The sequence below is a fragment of the Pseudomonas sp. G11 genome, assembly GCF_029457515.1.
GTDB lineage: Bacteria > Pseudomonadota > Gammaproteobacteria > Pseudomonadales > Pseudomonadaceae > Aquipseudomonas > Aquipseudomonas gorinensis.
In genome coordinates, this window is the sequence record NZ_CP120377.1 from 2,409,509 (window position 1) to 2,430,746 (window position 21,238).

General features: G+C 61.3%; 19 protein-coding genes and 1 pseudogene. 10 read left to right on the forward strand and 10 right to left on the reverse strand.

Going from position 1 to position 21,238, the window contains the following annotated elements:
• Position 1 precedes the first annotated feature (1 nt).
• From P2T68_RS11150 to P2T68_RS11175, 6 genes are all read right to left on the reverse strand, one after another.
• Entirely contained in the window at positions 2-1,741 is a 1,740-nt protein-coding gene (locus P2T68_RS11150) for a dipeptidase (protein ID WP_069075594.1), read from the reverse strand.
• A gap of 95 nt (positions 1,742-1,836) precedes the next feature.
• Positions 1,837-3,054 (reverse strand): phospholipase D-like domain-containing protein, encoded by a 1,218-nt coding sequence (locus tag P2T68_RS11155; protein ID WP_069075595.1) that lies wholly within the window; start codon positions 3,052-3,054, stop codon positions 1,837-1,839.
• 54 nt (positions 3,055-3,108) lie between these two features.
• Entirely contained in the window at positions 3,109-3,756 is a 648-nt protein-coding gene (locus P2T68_RS11160) for a MotA/TolQ/ExbB proton channel family protein (protein WP_069075596.1), read from the reverse strand.
• A 17-nt stretch (positions 3,757-3,773) separates the two neighbouring features.
• Positions 3,774-6,053 carry a TonB-dependent receptor gene (locus P2T68_RS11165; protein ID WP_024074347.1) on the reverse strand — a complete coding sequence of 760 codons (2,280 nt, stop codon included), beginning with the start codon at positions 6,051-6,053 and terminating at the stop codon, positions 3,774-3,776.
• 24 nt (positions 6,054-6,077) lie between these two features.
• A complete protein-coding gene (locus P2T68_RS11170; RefSeq protein WP_024074348.1) occupies positions 6,078-6,782 on the reverse strand; it encodes an energy transducer TonB in 705 nt (234 codons plus the stop codon).
• Between the two features lie 2 nt (positions 6,783-6,784).
• On the reverse strand, positions 6,785-7,192 hold the full coding sequence (locus P2T68_RS11175) for a biopolymer transporter ExbD (protein WP_017254317.1): 408 nt from the start codon (positions 7,190-7,192) through the stop codon (positions 6,785-6,787).
• A 190-nt stretch (positions 7,193-7,382) separates the two neighbouring features.
• Between P2T68_RS11175 and P2T68_RS11180 the strand changes: the two are divergent.
• Together P2T68_RS11180 and P2T68_RS11185 are read left to right on the forward strand one after the other, a co-directional pair.
• Positions 7,383-7,682, forward strand: a pseudogene (locus P2T68_RS11180) (GNAT family N-acetyltransferase); the annotation flags it as partial.
• Between the two features lie 11 nt (positions 7,683-7,693).
• On the forward strand, positions 7,694-9,268 hold the full coding sequence (locus P2T68_RS11185; RefSeq protein ID WP_024074350.1) for an alkaline phosphatase D family protein: 1,575 nt from the start codon (positions 7,694-7,696) through the stop codon (positions 9,266-9,268).
• 40 nt (positions 9,269-9,308) lie between these two features.
• On the opposite strand, the gene P2T68_RS11190 is transcribed toward P2T68_RS11185, so the two are convergent.
• Entirely contained in the window at positions 9,309-9,935 is a 627-nt protein-coding gene (locus P2T68_RS11190) for a serine-tRNA(Ala) deacylase AlaX (RefSeq protein WP_024074351.1), read from the reverse strand.
• Between the two features lie 89 nt (positions 9,936-10,024).
• Here P2T68_RS11190 and P2T68_RS11195 point away from each other — a divergent pair, with 89 nt between their 5' ends.
• Positions 10,025-10,957: a LysR family transcriptional regulator gene (locus P2T68_RS11195; protein ID WP_041161134.1), complete on the forward strand. Its 933-nt coding sequence runs from the start codon at positions 10,025-10,027 to the stop codon at positions 10,955-10,957.
• A 368-nt stretch (positions 10,958-11,325) separates the two neighbouring features.
• Here the strand turns inward: P2T68_RS11195 and P2T68_RS11200 are convergent, their stop codons facing one another.
• On the reverse strand, positions 11,326-11,733 hold the full coding sequence (locus P2T68_RS11200; protein WP_277379339.1) for a PA2817 family protein: 408 nt from the start codon (positions 11,731-11,733) through the stop codon (positions 11,326-11,328).
• 75 nt (positions 11,734-11,808) lie between these two features.
• Entirely contained in the window at positions 11,809-14,256 is a 2,448-nt protein-coding gene (locus tag P2T68_RS11205) for an acyl-CoA dehydrogenase (protein WP_193690381.1), read from the reverse strand.
• 201 nt (positions 14,257-14,457) lie between these two features.
• On the opposite strand from P2T68_RS11205, the gene P2T68_RS11210 reads away from it, so the two are divergent.
• From P2T68_RS11210 to P2T68_RS11225, 4 genes are all read left to right on the forward strand, one after another.
• Positions 14,458-15,117 (forward strand): transglutaminase family protein, encoded by a 660-nt coding sequence (locus P2T68_RS11210; RefSeq protein WP_277379340.1) that lies wholly within the window; start codon positions 14,458-14,460, stop codon positions 15,115-15,117.
• Between the two features lie 56 nt (positions 15,118-15,173).
• Positions 15,174-15,791: a glutathione S-transferase gene (locus P2T68_RS11215; protein WP_150055851.1), complete on the forward strand. Its 618-nt coding sequence runs from the start codon at positions 15,174-15,176 to the stop codon at positions 15,789-15,791.
• A gap of 134 nt (positions 15,792-15,925) precedes the next feature.
• Entirely contained in the window at positions 15,926-16,858 is a 933-nt protein-coding gene (locus P2T68_RS11220; protein ID WP_024074356.1) for an ABC transporter ATP-binding protein, read from the forward strand.
• Complete coding sequence (locus P2T68_RS11225; protein WP_024074357.1) at positions 16,855-17,634, forward strand: ABC transporter permease; 780 nt, start codon at positions 16,855-16,857, stop codon at positions 17,632-17,634. The genes P2T68_RS11220 and P2T68_RS11225 overlap by 4 nt, the downstream gene beginning before the upstream one ends.
• A gap of 128 nt (positions 17,635-17,762) precedes the next feature.
• On the opposite strand, the gene P2T68_RS11230 is transcribed toward P2T68_RS11225, so the two are convergent.
• Entirely contained in the window at positions 17,763-18,308 is a 546-nt protein-coding gene (locus P2T68_RS11230; protein ID WP_102625528.1) for a TetR/AcrR family transcriptional regulator, read from the reverse strand.
• Between the two features lie 91 nt (positions 18,309-18,399).
• On the opposite strand from P2T68_RS11230, the gene P2T68_RS11235 reads away from it, so the two are divergent.
• The 3 genes from P2T68_RS11235 (at position 18,400) to P2T68_RS11245 (ending at position 21,204) form a co-directional block, all read left to right on the forward strand.
• The gene (locus P2T68_RS11235) at positions 18,400-19,593 is read left to right on the forward strand and encodes an MFS transporter (protein WP_069075600.1); all 1,194 of its coding nucleotides are present in this window, start codon (positions 18,400-18,402) and stop codon (positions 19,591-19,593) included.
• A gap of 43 nt (positions 19,594-19,636) precedes the next feature.
• Positions 19,637-19,948 (forward strand): cupin domain-containing protein, encoded by a 312-nt coding sequence (locus tag P2T68_RS11240; RefSeq protein WP_277379341.1) that lies wholly within the window; start codon positions 19,637-19,639, stop codon positions 19,946-19,948.
• Between the two features lie 107 nt (positions 19,949-20,055).
• Positions 20,056-21,204, forward strand: a complete 1,149-nt coding sequence (locus tag P2T68_RS11245) for a TDT family transporter (protein WP_024074361.1) — start codon at positions 20,056-20,058, stop codon at positions 21,202-21,204.
• Positions 21,205-21,238: the final 34 nt, after the last annotated feature.

A 21,238-nucleotide genomic window follows, 5' to 3' on the forward strand; every position in this document is an offset into this window, starting at 1 on the left:
GTCAGAGCTTCGGCAGTTGCCCGATACGGCCCATCATTTCGGTAACGATCTGCAGGTCCAGCAAGAACTGGTCGACGGTCTTGAACTCGTTGTCGGTGTGCCCGGTGTATTTCACTTCCGGGCGCGCCAGGCCGAACTGCACGCCGTTCGGCAGCTCATGTACCGACGTCGCGCCGGCCGAGGTCCCGAACTTGTGTTCCATGCCCAGGTTTTCGGTGGCCACCGCCAGCAGGGCCTTGACCCACTCGCCTTCGGGGTTGCGGTACATCGGTTCGGCGATTGAGTAGGTGAAGTCCACTTTGACTTTGGTTTTCTTGTCCCAGGCGCTCAGCTTGTCGGCAATCTCGGCTTTGAGTTTTTCCGGCGACTTGCCCTTCGGCACGCGCAGGTTCACCGCCAGCTTGAAGGCTTTGTCATCCAGGCCGACAAACGTCAGCGAGGTGGTCAGCGGGCCCATGAAGTCATCGGCGAAACCTACGCCCAACTTGCCCCCCAGGTAATCCAGGCCCCAGTTATCCGAGGCATACCGCGCGGCGTCGGTGATGTGGTTGTGCTTGAGGGCGATCGTGCCGTCGACGCTGTGGATCAATTCCAGCATGCGCGCCACCGGGTTGACGCCGGACTCCGGTTCGGACGAGTGCGCGGACACGCCGGTGACGGTCAACTTGACGTCTTTGCCGTCGACCTTGGCGGTGACCTCGAAATCGCCGCCGTTGCGCTTGGCGTATTCAGCCCCGGCCTTTTGCAGGCTGGCGGCCAATTCGGCCGGCTTGTCGCTGACCAGGGTGGCGACTGAAGCCGACGGAATCTGGTTGGTGGCCATGCCGCCGGTCATCGAGATGATTTCCGCGCCTTTGCCTTCCCCCTTGCGACGCGGGAAGGTGGCCATGACCGTGCCATAGCCTTTCTCGGCAATCACCACCGGGTAACCGCCATCCAGTGCCAGGTTGTACTGCGGCGTCGGGTTGCGCTCGAAGTAATACGGGATCGCATCCCCCGACGTTTCCTCGGTGGTGTCCACCAGCAGCTTGAAATTGCGCGCCAGTGGCAGTTTCTCCTCCTTGATCACCTTCATCGCATACATCGCCACCACAATACCGTTCTTGTCATCCTCGGTGCCGCGGCCATACATGCGGTCGCCAATCAGCGTGACCTTGAACGGATCGAGCTTTGTGCCGTCCTTGAGTACCCAGTTTTCTGGCGTGACTGGCACGACGTCGGCGTGGGCATGAATACCGACCACTTCATCGCCGCTGCCCTCCAGAGAGATTTCGTACACGCGGTTGTCGACATTGCGGAAGCTCAGGTTGAAAGCTTTCGCCAGGCCTTGGAGCTTGTCGGCGATCTTGAGGAATTGCGGGTTTTTGTACTGCGGCAGGCCATCCACGTTGAAAGTCGGGATTTCCACCAGCTCGCGCAGGGTTTCGAGGGCGGCCTTGCCGTACTTCACGCGGGTGTAGATACCCAGCAGGCGATGGATTTCGTTTTGCTGCTCGGCGGTGAGGGGCTTGTTGTCGAGAAATGCACTGATGGCCGGGCCCACGTCGCTGGTTTTGCCCAGCTCGCCCTTGGCCAGGGTGCCGAGGAAACCACGAAAATCGGTGACGGAGGTTTCGCTGAAACTCTTGAGAATCGCCGTGCTCTGTTGCGCGGTGATGTTGGCGAAGGCGGGCGAAGTAAAGGCCGAAAGACTGGCCGCGAACAGGGTCGCAACGGCCAATTGCTTAAGTGGAAAGTGCATGGAGGGACGCATTCCTTTGCAGGTAGTGAGTAGGACGTTTCTGATCGATCTGTCAGAAACATTTCCACACACTACCATTACTCAGGTGTCCCTGGTCAATGCTGGCCAGGATGGGGCGCCGGGTACTCATCGGTGACGTTCAAGGCTCTTGCGTAGGGCCCGTCCCACAGCTGCTCATGCAGATCCCCTATACGCCTGGCCATCATTTCACTGCGCATCACCACTTCCAGATTGCGCGAGTTATCCAGGTAGCCACCCAGCCAATTGCTGGTACCCACCCACGCCACTTTCCCGTCGATCTCCAGGGTCTTGCTGTGGATGACCCGCGCGTAGGGAATAAACCCTTGCTTGGCCTCGGGCAGGGTGACGATCTTGATCTGCACGTTGGGCAGTACCGCCAGGCTTTTCAGGTACGGCAGCTCCAGTGCGTCGGTGTTCCAGTTCGACACCATCAGCTTGATCGACACCCCCCGCGCGGCGGCCGCTCGCACGGCGTTGTCGATCACGGCGTAATACGGGCGGGTTTTATCCGGGCCGTAGGACAGCGGCGCGTAGTCGAGCAACTGCACGCGGACTTCGTGTTGTGCTTCGCTGAGCAGGCGTGGCAGTTCGAGTTGTGAATCACCCACGCCCGGCGGGTTGTAGCGTTGCGGGCTGGCCACCAGGTAGTTGCCGGTGCGCGCGGGTGCTGTACCGGCGGCCGGCAGGGGCACGGGTTGGTGCTCGGTGAGGGCGGCCTGCGCTCGCCAGTCCTGGTCAAAGATCGCCTGTACCTGGCTTACCACCGGGGCGTCGGTGATCCGCAGTCCGGTTTCATGGATATGTTCCAAAGAACGCCAGTCGAAATTCTGGCTGCCGATAAACGCCTGTTTGCCATCGACCACCATGTATTTGGCGTGGAGGATCCCGCCGCTCAGTTGTCCGTACGACAACACGCGTAAGCTCAGGTTGGGAATCGCGCGTAAGCGTTCCAGGGTGGAGGCTTCTGACAAGCGAATGCCTTTTTCCTCCAGCAGGAAGCGAATCTTCACGCCGCGTTTGCCAGCGGCTTCCAAGCGTTCGATGACGCTGTCCATCACCGAGCCGGGGTGATCCACCGCGTAGAACTGGCCGATATCGATCGTACTTTTGGCGCCGTCGAACAGCTCGATCCACACCGGGCCCGGCTGGCGCAGATCGGCGGTGCCCAACGCGGTATCCACCGGCACGGTGTGCACCAGTTCAAACCCCGGAATCGAAAAATCCGCCTGGACCAGCGGACTCATGAGCAAGCCGGCGAGGCCTGCGATGCGCACTTTCAAGGAGAGGGACATAGCGGTCTCGAGTCAGAAAAAGAAGACGGGCGCATCACGCGCCCGTCCCAACACTTACGCAGTACGGCTGTGCAACGCCGCAGGCACCAGATGCGGCACTTCACCCTGCACACGGGCACCGGTGGCGGCGCGAATCAGCAGGATCTTCAACTGATCGTTGATGCGCTCCAGGCTGTCCTGGAAGAAGTTGTGGAAGACCACGCAGAACAGTGCAATGGCGATCCCCAAACCGGTGGCGAACAACGCGGTACCGATGCCACCGGAAATCTGCCCTGGGTCGGACACACCCGCCGAGGCCAGCGCCTTGAACGTGTCGATGATGCCGAGGATGGTGCCCAGCAAGCCCAGCAGCGGCGCGGCGGTGGTGATGGTCTCGATGATCCACAGGCTGCGGGCGAGTGGCGCGCGGGTGGTCAGGTATTGGGTTTCGATCACGTCATCCAGGTCCTTGCGCGAACCGTGGGAGGCCTTCTGTGCCAGCACCGGCACCACCATGCTTAATGGCAGGCTGTCGCGACGCGTCAAGCTATCCGGCAAGTCGCGCTCGCTGTGCACCTGGGCGCCCAGTGCCGCGGTCAAGGCGCGTGCCTGGCGGCGGACGTAGGCGAAGTAGATGCCTCGTTCGATGGTGATGAAGATGGCGATGGCCATCGCGGCATACATCACATAGAAGGTGATGTCGTGGAGCAGGTTCATGTCCATGTTCACTTACCTCGCAGTTAGAAATTGGCTTCCAGGGACACCGTCACGGTGCGTTCCAGGCCGACGATGTAGGCCGGGTCGCCGTCGCGGAAACCACCGTAGGTGGCGGCGTTGGTCTTAGTGGTGTACACCCCGTCCAGGTACTTCTTGTCGAACAGGTTGTCGACGTTCAGGCGCAGGGTCGCGTCCTTGACCACCTTCTTGTCCACCGGCAGGTAGATACCGGCGCCGGCGTTGAACACGGTGCGCCCGGAGATGGCTTCGTCGTTGGTCAGGTCGCCATAGAGCTTGCTGGTGTATTTGCCGCCGAAGGTGCCGTAGAAGCGCCCGTCGTCATACCCGATGTTGGCTGCCAGCATGTTTTTCGGCACGTTGGCGAACTGCTTGCCGCTGGTGGGCAACAGGATCGCTTTGCCGGCGTTGTAGACGGTCAGGTCATCCTGCTGCTCGGCCTTGGTGTAGGTGTAGGAGGTGTAATAGTTGAAGTGGTTGGGCAGCAGGCCGCTCCACTCCAGCTCCAGCCCGCTGTTGTTGACGGAGCCGGCGTTGATGTCGGCGAAGTCGCCGTTGATGTCCTTGGACGACACCTGGCGATCCTTGAACTGCATGTAGAACAAGGTGGCGGCCACGGTCATGTCGTCGCCGGTGAAGCGCCAGCCCAACTCATGGTTCCAGCTGGTTTCCGGCTTGGAGTTGATCGAGTCCACACCCTTGTCGTACAGCACGTAGTTCTGCGGGATACGCATGTTGCGCGACAGGCTGTAGAACAGTTGGTCGCGTTCATCGAGCTGGTATTTGAGGCCAGCGTTGGGCAGCAGTTTGTTGTAGCTCTGGTTACGTTTTTCGGCTTGTTCGGTGAGGCTGCCGTGGTTGGTACCGTCACGCTTGACGTTCATGTACGCCAGGCCGGCCACCAGGGTCCAGTCGGGGGCGAAATACCAGGTGTCCTGTGCCCAGACTTTCTGTGCTGGCGTGACGGTGAAGCGGTCGCGACCCTGCACGGTATTGCCGTTGGCATCGACCACGGCGTCGCCGTCCGGCCAGGTGTCGGTGGGTTTGCCGTTGTTCTTGAGCGCAATGAACGGTTGGGTCTGGCTCTGCCGCGCGCGTTCGTACCAGTAGCCGAATTGCAGGCTGTGTTCTTCCAGGTCCCAGTTCAGCTTGGTGGTAATCCCTGGTCGCCACGTCTGCGTGCGCGAAGGGCGGTAGTACACGCCGGTGGTGGAGGAACCGTCGGCGTTGTATTGCGCTGCGGTAGGCAGGTTGCTCAGGTCGAATACGCCGCCAGCGTTCGAGCCACGGTTGAGTGCGTAGCTCGACGAGTTGACGCCGCTGCCGTTACCCCAGAAGTAATACGGGATCACCGACAGGGCCAGGTTATCGGCCAGTTTGAACTGGGTGTTGAGCACGCCGGTAAAGGTCTGGAACGGGTTCTGCGCCAGGGCGTAGTAGCTATTGAGCTTACCGTTGCTACCCACGGTCGGCGTGGCGGGGTAGGGGTCGTACTTAGGGCCGTTCTGTTGGAATTGGGCCTTGGTCAACTGGCTATAACTGTTGTTGTCCTGCTCGTGGTACTTGAGGATCAGGTTGGCGGTGTTGCCGTTGCCCGCATCGAAGAAACTGTTCCACTCGACCTTGTCCGCCCGCACGGCACCTGAACCACGCCACATCTCGCCTTCGGTGTGGGACACCGATAGCCAGTTGCTCAGGCCATTGACCTCGCCGGTATTGAGACGGGCGAAGGTCTTGCGCGTGGCGTTGCTGCCCATGATCTGTTTGACGAACGCGCCGGTTTCCTTGGTCGGGCGAATGGTCACGATGCCGATATTGCCGCCGCTGGAACCGATGTGCGGGCCGTCGGATTCGGCCGAGCCCTGGGTGACGAAGATCTGGTCGATGTTTTCCGGGTCGCCCAGCAGGTTGGAATACAACGCGTAGTTGCCGGAATCGTTGATCGGCATACCGTCCACGGACATCCCCACCTGATCGGAGTTAAGCCCGCGCATGGTGAAGCGAAAGCCCGAGAGGCCGGTGTTGTCTTCACTGGAGATATTCAAGCCCGGGGTGTACTTGAGCTTGTCGATCGCATTGCCGGTGGCGGTCTGTTTATCCAGGGCCTCCTTGGTCACGGTGGAGCGAGCCTTGATGCTTTCTTCCTGCACCATATAACCGCCACCGGCAGTGGCTTTGCCCTGAACCCCAATGGTCCCGACATCGCTGTCGCTGGTGTCGGCCATGGCCATGCCGTGGCCCATGCTTGCGGCAACGAGTGCCAGATGAATCCGTGTGAACCTCATCACTGTCGTCCTGGTGTCGGGTGCTTATTGCACGCTGTAGTTGAAGGTGGCGGTGAAGCGCTGCTCATTGCGCCCCCCGAAGGCTTGCTCGGGGAACGGCTTGACTTGCTTGATACGACGCAAGCTGTTGGTGGCGGCCCGGTTGAGCAACATGCTCGAGGCCTGGGTTTGCAAGCCGGAGTCGAGTACCCGACCCTGGCGGTCTACCAGCAGCCAGATCACGACCTCGCCGGTGGGGCGTTCGAGGGAGGCCTGGCGTCCGGTGGGGTATTGCTTGTAGGTGTCCAGCTCATTGCGCAAACCCTTGAGGTAACCGCCTTCCAGGGCCTGGCTGTCGACTTTCGGTGGCGCAGGCGGTGCGGGTGTCGGCGCCGCCGGGGCAATCACGGGGGGTGCCGGTTTGGCGGCGGCTACCGGTGGCGCGGTGGGCGCGGTTTTGGTGATCACCGGTTTGGGTTGCGGTTTTGGCTTGGGCTTGGGTTCCGGCTTGGGCGGTGGCGGCGGTGGGGCCTCTTCGTCCTCGATCACGGGGGGTGGCGGCTCTTGTTCCACCACCGGTTCCGGCACCACTTCGGGCTCCGGTTCGACCAATGCCAACTCGACCGCCGACTCGTCGTACACCGGCTCGACTTTCAACGTCTGGGACTGGATACCCAGTGCAATCAGCACCAGGGCGATCAGGGCCGGCACACTGCCGAGCAGCTGACGCGCACGAAACAGGACGTACATGATCAGGACTTACGCGTGGCAATGGACACGGAGGTAAAGCCACCCATACGCAGGGTGTCCATCACCTCGACCAGGCGCGACACTTCCACGCCCTTGTCGCTGTTGACGATGATCGTCGACTTGGTATCGGGCTTTTCTGCCGCCTTCAGCGCCGGTACCAGAGCGTCGACCGTAAGGTCTTTGCCGTCGAGTTGCAGTTGGCCTTCCAGGCCCAAGGTCAGGATGAATTTGTTCTGTGGCTTGAGCTGTTGTGAGCTGCTGGCGCTGGGCAACTGGGTCTTCATACCGAGCGCCGGAATCACGTTCAGGCTCACGAGTACGAAAAACACCAGGAGGAACATCATCACGTCGATCATCGGGATCAGTTCGATGTGTGCCTTGCGCTTCTTGGGTTCATCCCAGGTTCTCATTCCGCTACCCCGTTATTGAATTAGGGGCGACACGCTAGCAATGAAAAATGACCGAACGGTTAACTTTAGTTGACGTTTTGAGGGCTCTAGGACGCGTCTTACAGACGACTTACCGGTCATTTACGGGGTGTAACCAAACTGACACTCACCGGGGGCATTCTCAAAAAATTTACATCGAGGCGCCCCTGGAATGAGTAGCCAATTGCCACATCTCTCCACCTCGCGACTGCTGTTGCGAGCGCTGGAAAAAGCCCAGGCCGAGACGTTGTGCGCCCTTGCCAACGGGCCGAACGTTGCCGACAACACGGCCAGCATTCCGTCGCCGTACACGCTGGAAGACGCCCATGGTTTTATCGACGGCATGCAGGAAAAATTTCGTTCCCTGGGCTTGATTAGCCTGGGCATGCATCGGCGTGACATAGACGCGTTGGTGGGCATCGTTAGCCTGCGCATCAACGCTACTCATCACTACGGGCACTTGGGTGGCTGGGAGTCTCGGTCATGAGCGGCGAGATTGATCTTGGCCGCCGCCGGGTACTTGCCGGGCTGGCGGTGGCTACCACGTTTTCGATTCTCAGCCCGTTCGCCCGCAGTGCGGGAGTCGACTATCCGTTCACCTTGGGCGTGGCGTCTGGCGATCCGCTGCCAGATGGCTTTGTGATCTGGACACGCCTGGCGCCGTTGTTCAATGCGGTCGATGGCCAGGGTGGCTTGAGGCGTGCGGTGCCGGTGCGTTGGCGAGTGGCCAGCGATGCGGCGATGACACGCATTGTGCGCCAGGGCGAGGTGATGGCCACCGAGCGGTTTGCCCATTCGGTGCATGTGGAGGTCGCGGGGTTGGTGGCGGGCAGGCCGTATTGGTACCAGTTCGAGGGGCTGGGGGCGCAGAGCCCGGTGGGGCAGTCGCGTACGGCGCCGCCACGGGATGCGATGGCATCGGCACACGTGGGGTTTGTTTCGTGCTCGCACTGGGAGCGTGGTTATTTCAGCGCCTATCGCCACTTGGCGGCGGAGCAACCCGACCTGGTGTTCTTCCTCGGCGACTACATCTATGACAATTCCTATGCGGCCGATTCGGGCAAGATCATTCGTCCCCATGGCAGTGGCAATGCGGTGAGCCTGACGGATTACCGCAACCGCTACGCCCTGTACAAAACCGATCCGGACCTGCAGGCGCTGCACGCCGCGGCCCCCAGCGTGGCCACCTGGGACGATCATGAGGTGCAGAACGACTACGCCAACCGCTGGTCCCAGGACCCCAGGATTCCAGTGGCACAATTTCTCCAGCAACGCGCAGCGGCCTACCAGGCGTTCTACGAACATATGCCGCTGCGCGCCAGCAGCCTGCCCCACGGCTCGGACATGCGTATCTACCGACGCCTGGACTATGGACGATTGGCGCGTTTCCACGTACTCGACGGCCGCCAGTATCGCTCCGAACAACCGTGCATCCTCGCCAATGGCAGCCACCAGGGGCATGTAGCGGCCAATACGTGCGCCGACTTGCGTGACCCAGGGCGCACGATGCTGGGGTGGCAGCAGGAGGCCTGGCTGGACCAGGGCTTCGCCCAGTCCAAGGCGCAGTGGAATGTGATCGCCCAGGACCTGCTGGTGGCACCGCTGACCCAACGCGACCTGACCAGCCACATGCCTGGGCGCTGGACCGATGGGTGGGATGGCTATATGGCTAATCGTTCGCGGATGCTGGCGTCCATCGAGCGTCATCGGGTCAAGAACCCGGTGTTCTGGGGCGGCGATATCCATTCGTTCTGGGTCACGGACCTGCATGCCGATGGCGATCGCCCGGATTCACCGGTCGTCGCCACCGAGTTTGTCGGCACGTCGGTGACGTCCGACGGGCCGCCCTATGACGCCTTCACCCAGATCCTGCCGCTGAACCCCCATGTGAAGTTTTTCGACAGTCGCCAGCGGGGCTATGTGTCGGTGGCATTGGAGGCGCGAAAGATGCTGACGAACTTTCGGGTGATTACCGATCCTCGCGACCCGGCAGCCACCGTTTCGACGCTCAAGTCGTTTGTAGTGGAGCCGGGGCGGGCAGGGGCGATCATGGTCTAGGGCGTGCTTTTATCACTGAGTTTGCCGCTGATGGGTTGTGTCAGTTGATTTCGTAGCGAACGGACAACGCGCCCTTTTTCTCCGACAGCGCCAGGATCGTCACCTGGCCCAGCTCGCTCAACGCTTGCACATGGGTACCGCCGCAGGCATAGGCGGGCAGTTCGCCAAAGCCGACTTCCCGGGTGCCATCTTCCAGCGTCATATGGCGCGGGAAGTCGGCGGCGATCCATTGGTTGACCTGCTGCTGAATGGCTTCGGCGTCCATGGTCTGGGCCTGTTCGCCACGAATAAACGTGATCTTGCCTTCGCCTGGCCAATGGTGCGCCTTGATCGGCATCCAGCCGAGTGTTTCGCCGACATTGCCGATCAAGTGGCCGGCGGAATGCAGGCGGGTATGCAGGGTGCGACGTTGCTCATCGACCCGCGCCGTGATCGGGCCCGGTTCCACCGGCTGGTCGACATAGTGCACCACGCGATCGGCCTCTTGGGTGACCCGCACTACCTGACTGCCGCCAAGCCAGCCCGTGTCGAACGGTTGGCCACCGCCCTGGGGGTGGAAAATCGTCGATAGCAGGATGACGGCAAATTGCCCTGCGTGCGGCGTGCAGCTCAGCACTTCAAGCTCGGCTGTGAGGTGGTCGTGGGTGAAAAACAGGCGCTCGGTCATTCTCTACATCCGCATCAAGGTTCTGCGGGCAGTATAAATAGTGCGTGAATGAGTGATAATCCGCTGAATTATCAATGGACCTGTGCGTCATGAGCATCAATCTTCCCTTGCCGCTGCTGGGTGAAATGGCGATCTTCGTCAAAGTGGTGGAAGCCGGCAGTTTCTCCGCAGCGGCGCGGCAATTGAGTGTTTCGCCGTCGGCGGTGAGCCGGAGTATTTCGCGACTCGAACAGGCGCTGGCGACTCGCCTGCTGCAGCGCACCACGCGCAAGTTGCGTTTGAGCGAGGGCGGCGAAGAAGTGTTCAAGCGTTGCCAGGAGATGGTCAACGCGGCGCGCTCGGTGATGGAAATCAGCGGCCAGTTCACCCACGAGCCCGAGGGCCTGGTGCGGGTCAGCGTGCCCAAGGCGGTGGGGCGTTTTGTGGTGCATCCGCATATGCCGGAGTTTCTGCGGCGTTATCCCAAGGTGGATGTGCAACTGATCCTGGAGGATCGGCATGTGGACCTGATTGACGACAACGTCGACCTGAGCATCCGCATCACCGACAGCCCGCCGCCTGGGCTGGTGGGGCGGCAACTGCTGCCCATCGAGCACTTGCTGTGCGCGACACCCCAGTATCTGGCCGAGCACGGCACGCCTGGCCATCCCCAGGATTTGTTAGGACACAGTTGTATCTACCTGGGGGAAACCCCGGGGGATTCACGCTGGAAATTTCGCCAGGGCGGCAGGGCGGTGACGGTCGGCGTGCGTGGGCGTTATGCGGCAAACCACACGGGCGTGCGGCTCGATGCCGTGTTGCAGCATGTGGGGATTGGCAGCTTGCCGTATTTCACCGCGCGGCATGCCTTGGAGGAAGGGCGCTTGGTGCAGGTGTTGCCCGCGTGGGATTTTATTGCGTCCTACCATGGCCAGGCGTGGTTGCTGCATTCGCCAACGCGGTATCTGCCGCCGAAGTTGCGGGTGTTTATCGATTATCTGGTGGCGTGCATGGCGAAGGAGCCGACGTTGAGCCCCCGCTGAATCTCTGACGTAGCGCTGTCGTACAGCAAACTGGAAACCCTGTGGCGAGCGGGCCTGTTGTGGCAAGCAGGCCTGTTGTGGCGAGCGGGCTTGCCCCGCGTTGGGGCGCGTAGCGGCCCTAATACCAGTCTCCCAGTTCTACCAGAAGAAATGCGGTGGCCTTATTGGGGCTGCTTCGCAGCCCAACGCGGGGCAAGCCCGCTCGCCACAACAGGCCTGCTTGCCACAACAAGCCTGCTTGCCACAACGGGCCCGCTCGCCGTAAAAAAGCCGTCATTTAAGAAGATATTTTAATTCTTAATCATCAGTGACTTATTTGAGGGTTGAGGGGCTTGCTCCCACATTCAGTTCAGCAGTGCCTTGAAGGATCAGTGCTTGCTCTGGTCCTGTGGCATGGCCAGCAGTTGCTTTTCCTGGTTCCAGTCGAACGGTTCGTCGTTCTGTTCGGCTTCGAAGCGACGTTCTTCCAGGGCCTCGTACAGGTCCAATTCTTCGTCGGGCATGAAGTGCAGGCAGTCGCCGCCAAAGAACCACAGCAGGTCGCGCGGCACCAGGTGGGCGATCTGCGGGTAGCGCAGGATGACCTGGCTCATCAGGTCCTGGCCCAGGTACTGGCTTTCGATCGGGTCGATCGGCAGCAGGGCGCGCAGTTCGTCAAAGCGTTCGAGGAACAGGGTGTGGCTTTCCTCGGGCACCTGTTCGGCTTCGCCGACGGCAACCAGGATACTGCGCAGGTGGTCGAGCAAGACGAGATGATCGGCAACGACGTTGGACACGAGATAAGTCCTCTAAAGCAAAAACGGGCGCAGGAGTATATAGCCCCAGCGCCCGTTTTTATATGACCGCTGGACTCAGCGGACCTTGCCCTCTGCCTGGGCCAGTTCTTCCTTGCTGAAATCATCCACGTCGATCACCTTGCGCCGTGCCGCCTCGGCGTCGCGCAGGGTCTGCGCTTCGGCCGGTTGCAGCACCCCGGCGTGCAGCGCCGCGTCGATGGCAGGCTCGCCGGACGTCGGTTTGACCTGGCCGCTCTTGAGCGCAGCATGCAGTTTCTTTTGCAGCGGATGACTGGCGCCGAGCAGGTCGTAGGCGTGTTGCAGGGCGCCTACGGGATCGTCCACCGATTGCGGGCGATAGCAGCCGGCCAGCAACTCCTCGAGCGTCGGGTCGCCCTTGGCACGGCCGATGACCGCGGCCACCTCGGCATCCAGCGCATCGGATGGCCCCGTATGGCGACGGCCGAACGGGAATACGATCACCCGCAGCAGGCAGCCAAGCACCTTGCTCGGGAAGTTGCTCAGCAGTTCATCCAGTGCGCGCTCCGACTCGCCGAGGCTTTCTTCCATGGCCCAGGTGAACAGCGGTTCGAGGTGGTCCGGCGAATCCAGGTCGTGGTAACGCTTGAGCGCCGCCGAGGCCAGGTACATATGGCTCAGCACATCACCCAGGCGCGCTGACAGGCGTTCGCGGCGTTTCAATTCGCCGCCCAGCAGCATCATGCTCAGGTCGGCGAGCAGCGCGAACGCGGCGGCCTGGCGGTTCAGCGCACGGAAGTAGCGCTGGCTCAAACGGTTGCCCGGGGCTTTTTCGAAATGCCCGACACCGAGGTTGAGTACCAGGGTGCTGGCCGCGTTGCTCACGGCAAACCCGATGTGCTGCATCAGCAGGCCGTCGAACTCCTTCAGGGCCTGGTCGTGGTCTTCGCGACCGGCCAGGGCCATTTCCTTGAGCACGAAGGGATGGCAGCGAATCGCGCCCTGGCCGAAGATCATCAGGTTGCGCGAGAGGATATTCGCGCCCTCCACGGTGATGAAGATCGGTGCCCCCTGCCAGCTGCGACCCAGATAGTTGTTCGGGCCCATGATGATGCCCTTGCCACCGTGAACGTCCATGGCGTGGCTGATGCACTCGCGGCCGCGCTCGGTCAGGTGGTACTTGAGGATCGCCGACAGCACCGAGGGTTTTTCCCCGAGGTCGACGGCATTGGCGGTGAGCATCCGCGCACTGTCCATCAGCCACGCATTGCCGCCGATACGTGCCAGGGCTTCCTGGATACCTTCGAAGGCCGACAGCGGTACGTTGAACTGTTCGCGCACCTGGGCGTATTGGCCGGTGACCAGGCTGGTGAACTTGGCGGCGCCGGTGCCGACGGCGGGCAGGGAGATCGAGCGGCCTACCGACAGGCAGTTCATCAACATCATCCAGCCCTTGCCGAGCATTTCCTGGCCGCCGATCAGGAATTCCAGGGGGATGAACACATCCTTGCCCGAGTTGGGGCCATTCATGAATGCCGCGCCCAGGGGGAGGTGGCGGCGGCCGATGTTGACCCCGGGCGTATCGGTCGGGATCAGCGCCAGGCTGATGCCGAGGTCTTCTTCTTCACCCAGCAGGTGGTCCGGGTCATGGGCCTTGAAGGCCAGGCCGAGCAGGGTCGCGACAGGGCCGAGGGTGATGTAGCGTTTTTCCCAGTTCAGGCGCAGGCCCAGGGTTTCCTTGCCTTCCCATTCACCCTTGCAGATCACCCCGGTGTCGGGCATGGCGCCGGCGTCGGAGCCCGCCAGCGGGCCGGTGAGGGCGAAGCACGGAATATCGTCGCCACGGGCCAGGCGTGGCAGGTAGTGGTTGCGTTGTTCGTCGGTGCCGTAGTGCAGCAGCAGTTCGGCCGGGCCGAGGGAGTTGGGCACCATCACCGTGGAGGCCAGGTCGCCGCTGCGGGTGGCGAGCTTCATGGCCACCTGGGAGTGGGCGTAGGCGGAGAAACCCTTGCCGCCATATTCCTTGGGGATGATCAGGGCGAAGAAACCGTGGGTCTTGATGTGCTCCCAGGCAGCGGGTGGCAGGTCCATGGCCTGGCCGATTTCCCAGTCGCTGACCATGGCGCAGAGGGCTTCGGTGGGGCCGTCGATGAAGGCCTGCTCTTCTTCGGTCAGTTGCGCCTTGGGGTAGGCCAGCAGTTTGTCCCAGTCGGGGCGACCACTGAACAGTTCGCCGTCCCACCACACGGTGCCCGCATCGATCGCGTCGCGCTCGGTCTCGGACATCGGCGGCAGGACTTTCTGGAACCAGCTGAACAGCGGCTTGGTGAAGTATTGGCGGCGCAGGTCTGGCAGCAGCAGCGGCGCGGCGACAAGGGCGATCAGCACCCAGAAGATCAGCAGCAGCCAACCCGGTGCGTGGCTCCAGGCGCCCATCGCCAGCAGGTAAACGGCGACCACGCCCAGGGCAGGCAGAGGCGCGGTGCGGCGGTGTGCCAGGTAGGCAATGCCGACCACCAGAACCAGTATCCACAACAACAGCATATTCAATCCTCCATGAAACCAGGGGCAAAACCACCATTGAGCTTAGTCGGCATCCGAGAAAGCGCGGTGATCAGGCGTTACGAGTGGTACTGGGAACACCGTGGGATCACCGATCACCAGGCGCCGACATTTGGCCGATTCGTCGTTATCTCCATGGCACACCTGTCGTTAAACTCCAGGCTTCCCTCGGAGATCAAGCTCATGGATACGTACCTGAGTCCCAGCCGCTTCATCGATAGTGACCACCCTGCCGTGGTGGAGTTCGCCGAAAAACACCGCGGTACCCGCACGGTTTTAAGTGACCAGGCAGTCGCCCTGTATTACGCCGTACGGGAGGCGGTGCGCTACAACCCCTACACCTTCAGCCGCGACCCAGGCACCTTGAACGCCAGCTTCGCCCTGGCGGCTGCCGAAAGCTATTGCGTGCCCAAGGCCACCTTGCTCGCCGCCTGTGCGCGGCACTGCGGCATTCCGGCGCGCATCGGCCTGGCGGACGTGCGCAATCATCTGTCGACGCCGCGCCTGATTGCGCTGCTCAAAAGTGATGTGTTCGCCATGCACGGCTACACCGAGCTTTATTTGAACGGCCGCTGGGTCAAGGCGACGCCTGCGTTCAACCAGCAATTGTGTGAGCTGTTCGATGTGCCGCCGCTGGAGTTCGACGGGATCAATGACAGTGTTTTCCATGCGTTCAACCGCCAGGGGCAACGCTCGATGGAATACGTGGTGGATCATGGGCAATTTCCCGATGTGCCCGAGGCTTTCTTCTTCGCCCATCTCCAGCAGTGTTACCCGCACCTGTTTACCGACGACATGCCGAGCCTGCTGGGCGATCTGCGCAGTGATTTAAGCCGCGCGTGAAGCGGCGTATGCTGCTGCGTTCATCCAGCCATGTTCATTCACAATAAGGCACGGTCATGCTGAAAATCTGGGGTCGTAAAAATTCATCAAACGTCAGGAAAGCACTGTGGTGCGCCGAGGAACTCGGCCTGGACTATGAGGCAATTGATGCGGGCGGGGCTTTTGGCGTGGTCGACACGCCGCAATACCGGGCGTTGAACCCCAATGGCCGGGTGCCGGTGATCGAAGATGGCGATTTTGTCCTGTGGGAGTCCAACACCATCGTGCGTTACCTCTGCGCCAAGCAGGCATCCAGCTGGTACCCGAGCGACCTGAAGGCGCGGGCCAACGCGGAAAAATGGATGGATTGGACCACGTCGACCCTCGCCGAACCGTTCAAGAGCGTGTTCTGGGGCATTGTGCGCACGCCCGCTGACAAACAGAACTGGGACACCATCCACGCCGGGCGCCAGGCCTGCATCGATGCGCTCAAAACCGTCGACCAGGCCCTTGCCACCCAACCCTACCTGTCAGGTAATGAGATCGGCATGGGTGATATCCCCCTGGGCTGCTTTATCTACGCCTGGTTTGAAATGCCCATCGAACGCCCTTCGATGCCCCATCTAGAGGCCTGGTACCAGCGCCTGCAACAACGGCCGGCCTACCGCAAAGCGGTCATGACCGCGTTGACTTAATACTGACTATTAATACAGGTGACTGTACTTGTGCGGCGCGGGCAAGCACCATGCTTGTCATGCGCCGCCGTTGAACTACGTGGGCTGCGCCCTCATCTATTGTTCCTATTCCCTTCTTTGGTGCGTATTCCGATATGAGTTCCGCTCTGTCCATCCGGCAGCTAACCAAAACCTACGGCAACGGTTTCCAGGCCCTGAGTGGTATCGATCTGGACGTTGCCGAAGGTGATTTCTTCGCCTTGCTTGGCCCCAACGGTGCCGGCAAATCCACCACCATCGGTATCCTTTCGACCCTGGTCAACAAGACCAGCGGCACGGTGAATATTTTTGGCCACGACCTGGACCAATCCCCGGCGGCGCTCAAGCGTTGCATCGGTGTGGTGCCCCAGGAATTCAACTTCAACCAGTTTGAAAAGACCTTCGACATTGTCGTGACCCAGGCCGGTTACTACGGCATTCCGGCGAAAATCGCCAAGGAACGCGCCGAACAGTACCTGACCCAGCTGGGCCTGTGGGACAAGCGCGACGTGCCTTCGCGTTCGCTCTCCGGCGGTATGAAGCGGCGCCTGATGATCGCCCGCGCGCTGGTGCACGAACCGCGCCTGTTGATCCTCGATGAGCCCACCGCCGGGGTGGACATCGAACTGCGTCGCTCGATGTGGACCTTCCTCACCGAGCTGAACGAGAAAGGCATCACCATCATCCTCACCACCCACTACCTGGAAGAGGCCGAGCAGCTGTGCCGCAACATTGGCATCATCGACCACGGCACCATCGTCGAGAACACCAGCATGCGTAACCTGCTGAGCCAGTTGCATGTGGAGACGTTCGTGCTCGACCTGAAAAACAACCTGTCGGTACCGCCGCAACTGGTTGGCTACCCGACTCGCCTGGTCGACGGCCACACCCTGGAAGTCCAGGTGGACAAAGCCATGGGCATCACTGCGTTGTTCAGCCAATTGGCGACCCAGAACATCGAAGTGTTGAGCCTGCGTAACAAAACCAATCGCCTTGAGGAGTTGTTCGTGTCCCTGGTGGAAAAAAACCTGGCGAAGGTGGCGGTATGAGTTCTGAACTGCAACCCAACCTCGTCGCGCTGCAGACCATTGTCTATCGCGAAGTGAAGCGCTTCACCCGGATCTGGCCGCAGACCCTGCTGCCACCGGCGATCACCATGGTCCTGTACTTCGTGATCTTCGGTAACCTGATCGGCCGGCAGATCGGCGACATGGGTGGCTTCACCTATATGGAGTACATCGTGCCCGGCCTGATCATGATGTCGGTGATCACCAACTCCTACGGCAACGTGGTCTCCAGTTTCTTCGGCAGCAAATTCCAGCGTTCCATCGAAGAACTGATGGTCTCGCCGGTGTCGCCACACACCATCCTGATCGGCTACACACTGGGTGGCGTGCTGCGAGGCTTGATGGTCGGTGTGATCGTGACCTTGCTGTCGCTGTTCTTCACCCACCTGCAAGTGCACCACCTGGGGGTCACCCTGTTGGTGGTGGTGCTGACGGCGACGATCTTCTCGTTGCTGGGGTTTATCAACGCAGTGTTTGCACGCAACTTCGACGATATCTCGATCATCCCGACGTTCGTGCTGACCCCACTGACCTACCTGGGCGGGGTGTTCTACTCCATCACCTTGCTGCCGCCGTTCTGGCAGACCGTGTCCCTGGCCAACCCGGTGCTGCACATGGTCAACGCGTTCCGCTACGGCATCCTTGGGGTGTCGGACATCAAGATCAGCGTGGCGATCACCTTCATGATCGTGGCCACGGTGGTGTTGTATATCGGTTGCGCGAAGTTGCTGGTGAGCGGGCGCGGGATGCGTACCTGAGCACCGACCTGAACGTGGGGAAAAATGGGGGGAGGGGGCTTGCTCTCCGATAGCGGTGGATCAGTCAGTGCAAGGCTGACTGTCAGGCCGCTATCGGGAGCAAGCCCCCTCCCACATTTAGATGTGTGTCAGGTCTGCAATGCCAGCTCGATCAGCTCGTGCAGTTCTTCAACCGTCAGCGGTGTGCTCGAGAACAGAATACGAAACACCGTCGGTGCCGCCAGCAGGTTGATCAGGTGATCCACGCTGGGCGGTGGCGGCGTGTCGTGCGGGTAGCGATCGACAATCGCCTGGAACTGCCCGCTGAGGATGCTCACGCAGTACCCAGGCGTAGCCCGGCACTGCACATCGCGCATCATGTTGCGCCCCGGCTCCGAACTCATTTCATCCAGGTATTGCTCGGCCCAGGCTTGCAGGTCGCCACGCAGGCTGCCGGTGTTGGCCGGCTCGCTGTCGGGGCGCATGCGGGCCAGGGCCACGTCCGCGAGCAACACGGAGAGGTCGCCCCAGCGTCGGTAGATGGTTGAGGGGGTGACGCCCGCGCGCGCGGCAATCATCGGCACGGTGACACTGGAACGCTCATGGGTTTCCAGCAGTTCACGCACCGCCGAATGGACGGACTCTTGTACCCGGGCACTGCGGCCCCCCGGGCGGAGGCCTTCTTTTATCGCCATGGGTGTGACCTTAACACAAAGAATTTGCTTTAAGCCCTGATCGGTCGCACACTGCGCAAAAGCAAAATATTAGCTTTAGCGGAGCGTGCCCATGTCCAACCTGACTTCACACCGTTCCAGCCTGGTGTTCCTGGCGATCACTTTGCTGACGTTCCTGGCGGCTTCCAGTGCGCCGACGCCGTTGTATCACCTGTATCAGGAGGGCCTGCATTTTTCAGCGGGCATGCTGACCCTGATCTTCGGGGTATACGCTTTGAGCCTGCTGGTGGCGTTGCTGACCGTAGGTTCGCTGTCGGACCACCTGGGGCGCAAGCCGGTGATCTTCACCGCACTGCTCCTCGAGATGCTGGCGATGCTGCTGTTTATCCATGAAGACAGCGTGGCCTGGCTGATCGCCGCGCGGACCCTGCAAGGTTTCGCCACCGGCATGGCCACGGCGGTACTGGGTGCCGCGCTGCTCGATACCGACCGCCAGCACGGGCCGCTGATCAACAGCGTCGCGCCCTTGCTGGGGATGGCGTGTGGCGCCATGGGGTGCAGCCTGCTGGTGGAATTCGCGCCGTTTCCCACCACCTTGATCTACTGGACACTCTTGAGCCTGATGGTGTTGCAGGCCGTGTATGTGTGGCGCCTGCCGGAAACCGTCAGTCGGATCCCTGGCGCGTTGGCCTCGTTGTGGCCCACCTTGCATGTGCCGCTCCAGGCGCGCCGCGCGCTATGGATTGCGCTGCCGGTGGATATCGCCGTGTGGGCCATGGGCGGGTTCTATCTGTCCCTGGCGCCTTCGCTGGTGCGGGCGGCCACGGGGTCGACGTCCAATCTGATCGGCGGCGGGCTGGTAGCGGTGTTGACCTTGAGTGGTGCGCTGATGATTTTCAGCCTGCGCAATCGCCCGGCGGACAAGACCTTGCGCCTGGGCGCCGTGTTGCTGGCGGTGGGCGTCGCGCTGATCCTCAGTGCCGTGCACGCTGCCAGCCTGCCGTTGTTTTTCCTTGCGACGCTGATCGCCGGCAGTGGTTTTGGGGCCGGGTTCCTCGGCGCCTTGCGCAGCGTTGTACCATTGGCCTTGCCCCATGAGCGCGCCGGCTTGATGTCGGCGTTCTACGTCCTGAGTTACCTGGCGTTCTGTGTGCCATCGCTGTTGGCGGGCAACCTGACGCGCACCTTCGGGTTGATCGCGACCACCGATGCGTATGGCGTGTCGCTGATCGTGCTGGCACTCAGTGCCTTGGCGGCGCTGCTGCTGCAGGATTACACCCGCACCAAGGCGACATCGAGCCCGTGATGCGCTCATAATCGGCGATCTCCGACCGCCTTGAGATTCAAGCATGAAGATCATCCGCAGCAAGGACTTCACCGGCAGCCGCGCCTGGGAGGCGCTGGATATCGCCAACATGAACGGCATCACCACCCGTTTGCACTGGACCGACCAGCCGTACCGCTGGCACGTCAACGATGGTGAGGAAGTGTTCGTGGTGCTCGATGGCCGGGTGCATATGCACTACCGCGACGGCGGCATGGAGCAGTTGGCTGAGTTGGCCGTGGGCGATATTTTCTACGCCGGCGTCGGCACCGAACATGTGGCGCATCCCCAGGGCCCTGCGCGCATCCTGGTGATCGAAAGCGAAGGCAGCGTTTGAGTGCATATCGGTAAAACAGATAACAGTTAGAGATATTACCCGTTATATAGATATTCGATCAGGTTCTACCATGGCCTCAACCTCATGCGAGGAAGAGGATTGCCATCATGACCTGCTCGAATACCATCAGCTACAAGCCCTTCAGTCACCTGGCCCGTCCCCGGGAAGTGATTCGCCAGTTCACCCCCAACTGGTTTGCCGCGACCATGGGCACCGGCGTGCTTGCGCTGGCCCTGGCTCAATTACCGTTCGACCTGCCGGGTTTGCGCGCCATTGCCGAAGGGCTGTGGCTGTTCACCATAGGCTTGTTCCTGCTGTTCAGTGCCCTGTATGCGGCGCGTTGGGTGATGTTTTTCCACGAGGCCCGGCGGATTTTCGGGCACTCCACCGTCTCGATGTTCTTCGGCACTATCCCCATGGGCCTGGCGACCATCCTTAACGGATTGTTGTTGTTCGGCCTGCCACGCTGGGGGAGTGATGTGCTGCCCCTGGCCGAGCTGCTCTGGTGGCTGGATGTGGCCATGTCCCTGGCCTGCGGCGTGCTGATCCCGTTCATGATGTTCACCCGCCAGGAACACAGCATCGACCAGATGACCGCCGTATGGCTGTTGCCGGTGGTCGCGGCCGAAGTGGCGGCGGCCAGTGGTGGCCTGCTGGCGCCGCATCTGGTCGACGCCCATTCGCAACTGGTGATGCTGGTGACCAGCTACGTGCTGTGGGCGTTCTCCCTGCCGGTGGCGTTCAGTATCCTGACCATCCTGATGCTGCGCATGGCCTTGCATAAATTGCCTCACGCCAATATGGCCGCATCGAGCTGGCTGGCCCTCGGCCCCATCGGTACCGGTGCCCTGGGTATGTTGGTGCTGGGCGGCGATGCGCCGGCGATCTTTGCCGCCAATGGCTTGCCCGGCGTCGGTGAAATGGCCAACGGCCTGGGCCTGGTGGCGGGTATGACCCTGTGGGGCTTCGGCTTGTGGTGGATGCTGATCGCGGTGCTGATCACCCTGCGTTACCTGCGCGCCGGTATCCCGTTCAACCTGGGGTGGTGGGGTTTTACCTTCCCGCTGGGGGTATATGCCCTGGCCACGTTGAAGCTGTCGAGCCTGTTGCACCTGGGCTTCTTCAGCGCATTTGGCAGTGTGCTGGTGGGCGCGTTGACGCTGATGTGGCTGGTCGTTGCCAAGCGCACTGTGCAGGGCGCCTATAAAGGTGAGCTTTTTGTTTCGCCGTGTATTGCAGGACTAGGGAATAAGTAAGCGCGATTAGGTAAAGTCGTGGCCTGATCAATAA